Here is a 2,886-nt window from a genome sequence, read left to right as displayed (position 1 = left end):
TATCGGCCTAGCGGTCACTGGAAAGCCGCTACCCGAACGCCGGTCTCGTCAGGTCGGCTGGGGACCATCCCCGCGAACCCCAACGGCAGGACTTAGGTCTGACCAAGACATAGGGCCCCCCGCGATTGTTCCTGCGCCGATCCGTCGCGCGCTTATCGCCTATCGGCGCGTGGTCGCGCCGCACCCACTTGGCAGGACGTCGTTGGCTGGGTGCGCGACTCCATCAATCTCGGGGGCAGACTGCAGCGCGGCCTCTATATTGGCCCACGTTTCTGTCCGCTTCATCATCCTAAGCAAATCGGGGTGAAGGCCGTCGCCGCGAGCTGCGGCAATTTCATGCAATGACCGTAGGAGTTTCATGGACTGGGGCCAACTATGAGAATGAACTTCTCAAGATAACGATGCTTCTGAAGCCATGTTCCGAACCAGATGGAAAACAGGTCCGATGGCTTTCCCTTTGCGCGCTATTCTTTCCAAAAATCCGGCAGCGAAGCGTGGCGCAAATCCTCCTCGCCGCGCAAGTGCTTAACACGCCCAATGAGACGCGGCCTCACCCACCGCGTTGCTGGCCTCTTCATGCCCTTCGGAGCGGCTCCGAGCGGACGAAGGCCGCGCTCGCCTCACGCAAGGCAACCGGCGTGACGCTTGGCAACCCATCGAACGCAGCCGAAGCAGCTGCCAAAGGGCGCGAGGCCGCAGCCAAGCAAGCCGATCGCTTCGCGCTGACCGTTTTGCCGATCATCGGCTCGATCCTGCGCTCCGGCGTCACCAGTATGCGCGGCTTGGCCATCGCCTTGAACAATCGAGGGGCTCGCACGGCTCGGAACGGGCAATGGCAAGTTTCCAACGTGCGTAATCTACTTGCTCGGCAAGCACCGCGTCTTGAGGACTGAGCGGTTTTAATAGGCGGGAAGATAGAGTCAGAACGGTACCGCGAGCGCTGGCGAGCCCTGTTGGGTCGGTGAGCACGGGCCTGCCCAGTTCCAGGACGTTCGCTCGCAGGCGTCGACCACTGAGAAGACGGCAGCCAACGATCAGCGGCCGATCAATATCTACCAAACCCACAACTGGAACCGCAACGCGCCGCCGTCCAGGGAGTCGGTTGCAGAACTGAAGCGCCAGACCGCCCTTGCGGTCCGTGAAGCGATCAGGTCGATCAATGGCCGATAGGACGCTTCCGAGCCCACCGCCCGAGCTCGCCAAGCAGGTCGAGCGCAACCGCGAAGCCTTCAAGGCACAGTTCGGTGCCTTCGAGGAAGCGGTGATCGATCGATACTGGCTGGGAACCTCGGAAGATGGCGCCTGGCTGGCCTTTCAGTTCCACCGTCCCGACGGCACGGTGCAGAGATTCACGCTGCGTGCCGAGTGGGTGCTGCATTTCATAACCGAGCTCGCCGGCGCATCCGATGAAATGAACGAACGGCGGCTGCTTGCGGGACTGGCCTCAGCGGCGCCAGTGGGGCAAGCCTAATGGCAAAAAAAGGTCGTAGACCATGGCGCAAAGGTCTGAAGCGCGGAACGTGCTGGAACTCTAAAGGTTGCTCTGCGCCGGGTCTCCAACGCCCCGGGCCAACTGGGCCTGCCGTTGCCGTGAATGGAGCGGCAGGCTTCTTCGCACCAGCGAGGGGTAGTAATGCCGAGCGGGGTTTTAGTTCCGGTTACCGTGACAATCGACGGGTTCAAGAAGACATTCCCGTCGCTCACAGATTTGGCACTCCATGTAGGGTCGAACCGGAGTGCGCCGGTTACCTGGCGGAGTCGCAACCCCGACCGACCAATTCAGGACTGGGTGGATAAGCAGCTCATGCGTAAAGTCAGCAGGGCAAACAATTTTGAGTAATCCCTCTCAGGACGGCTTGTCGACCAGCCTCTTCCCCTCCGGTGCCACATAGCTAGTGACGAGCCGCACGGCACTTTGCTTGACCGTAATGCCCAGGTCCTTGCCGCCGACCGTCACCGTATCTTCATCGACGCGAAGCACTTCGCCGGTCAGCTCGATTTTCTGCCCGCTGCTTATGTATGGGGTGGTGTCAACGATCGAGTGCGGCTGACCATAGGACGGGATAAGAACGCTCACGCGGTCTTCCGTGACCCGCTTGCGCACGGTTGCAGTGATCGCGACGGTATCGCCAACTTTGATATTACCCCGAGCCATGCCCAAGACTCTGGTGCGTCTGGCACTGTCGTCAAGTAGCGGAACCTAATATACGCCGCGAGCTTATCGGAAGATGAGCACCCGCGGCACCAACTTCCTGCACCAGTGGATTTCCAACAACATCTCCGAGAGCGTCGGCGCCGACGTGCTCTCAGTTGCCGAGCTGACCCAGAAGCTATTCGCCGATGCAAAAGCCCTCGACATCGGCACCACAGAGATCGAAGAGGACACCGTTAGCGTATACAACACGGTCCTGGATGCCATCGTGCACCATGATGCCGGCTTGGCCGACTGACCAACGCCGAGCTATATCGACCTCATGGCCAAAGACTGGACGCTGCAATCGCTGATCGACGACAGGATGACCGTCACGGCATATTGCCATCGGCCGTCGTGCCACCCCCGCCAGGCGCTCGACCTAGTGAAACTGCGTGACAGGTTCGGACCGGACGCGCCGGCTATGGAGCAGGACATTCGACCCCCGGCTGAAATGCGCCAAATGCCGCGGCAAGGATGGCGGCCTGATCTATACACCGGACAGTACCCCGACAGGGTACGCAAAAGCGAAGGGGTAGTCCTGCGGGACAGCGACTTGATCGAGCGTCCTTGCCGCGGCTGGACGCGATGGAAGGACGGCGCCGTCGACGTCGAGATTAAGAAAACATGGTGGGCGGCACGGTGCCTGCATTTCGCGAAGCTCAACGTTTCATGCTGGTTCGATGGGTCTGATC

The 2,886-nt window shown here is 60.6% G+C and carries 4 protein-coding genes and 1 pseudogene; 4 read left to right on the top strand and 1 reads right to left on the bottom strand.

Going from position 1 to position 2,886, the window contains the following annotated elements:
* Positions 1–638 precede the first annotated feature (638 nt).
* Positions 639–893: a hypothetical protein gene (locus ACWTU9_RS32970; protein WP_455861975.1), complete on the top strand. Its 255-nt coding sequence runs from the start codon at positions 639–641 to the stop codon at positions 891–893.
* Between the two features lie 266 nt (positions 894–1,159).
* Positions 1,160–1,471 carry a hypothetical protein gene (locus ACWTU9_RS32965; RefSeq protein ID WP_455861974.1) on the top strand — a complete coding sequence of 104 codons (312 nt, stop codon included), beginning with the start codon at positions 1,160–1,162 and terminating at the stop codon, positions 1,469–1,471.
* Between the two features lie 375 nt (positions 1,472–1,846).
* Here the strand turns inward: ACWTU9_RS32965 and ACWTU9_RS32960 are convergent, their stop codons facing one another.
* Complete coding sequence (locus tag ACWTU9_RS32960) at positions 1,847–2,155, bottom strand: hypothetical protein (RefSeq protein ID WP_455861973.1); 309 nt, start codon at positions 2,153–2,155, stop codon at positions 1,847–1,849.
* A 73-nt stretch (positions 2,156–2,228) separates the two neighbouring features.
* On the opposite strand from ACWTU9_RS32960, the gene ACWTU9_RS32955 reads away from it, so the two are divergent.
* Both ACWTU9_RS32955 and ACWTU9_RS32950 read left to right on the top strand, forming a co-directional pair.
* Positions 2,229–2,450: a DUF768 domain-containing protein gene (locus ACWTU9_RS32955; RefSeq protein ID WP_455861972.1), complete on the top strand. Its 222-nt coding sequence runs from the start codon at positions 2,229–2,231 to the stop codon at positions 2,448–2,450.
* 24 nt (positions 2,451–2,474) lie between these two features.
* Positions 2,475–2,886, top strand: a pseudogene (locus ACWTU9_RS32950) (hypothetical protein); the annotation flags it as partial.

It is taken from the genome of Mesorhizobium sp. 128a, assembly GCF_053848025.1.
This window is presented reverse-complemented; position numbering and strand designations above follow the sequence as displayed.

Coding starts and splice junctions, on each gene's coding strand:
- ACWTU9_RS32965 (WP_455861974.1), top strand. CDS start 1,160: ATGGCCGATAGGACGCTTCCGAGCCCACCGCCCGAGCTCGCCAAGCAG.
- ACWTU9_RS32960 (WP_455861973.1), bottom strand. CDS start 2,155: ATGGCTCGGGGTAATATCAAAGTTGGCGATACCGTCGCGATCACTGCA.
- ACWTU9_RS32955 (WP_455861972.1), top strand. CDS start 2,229: ATGAGCACCCGCGGCACCAACTTCCTGCACCAGTGGATTTCCAACAAC.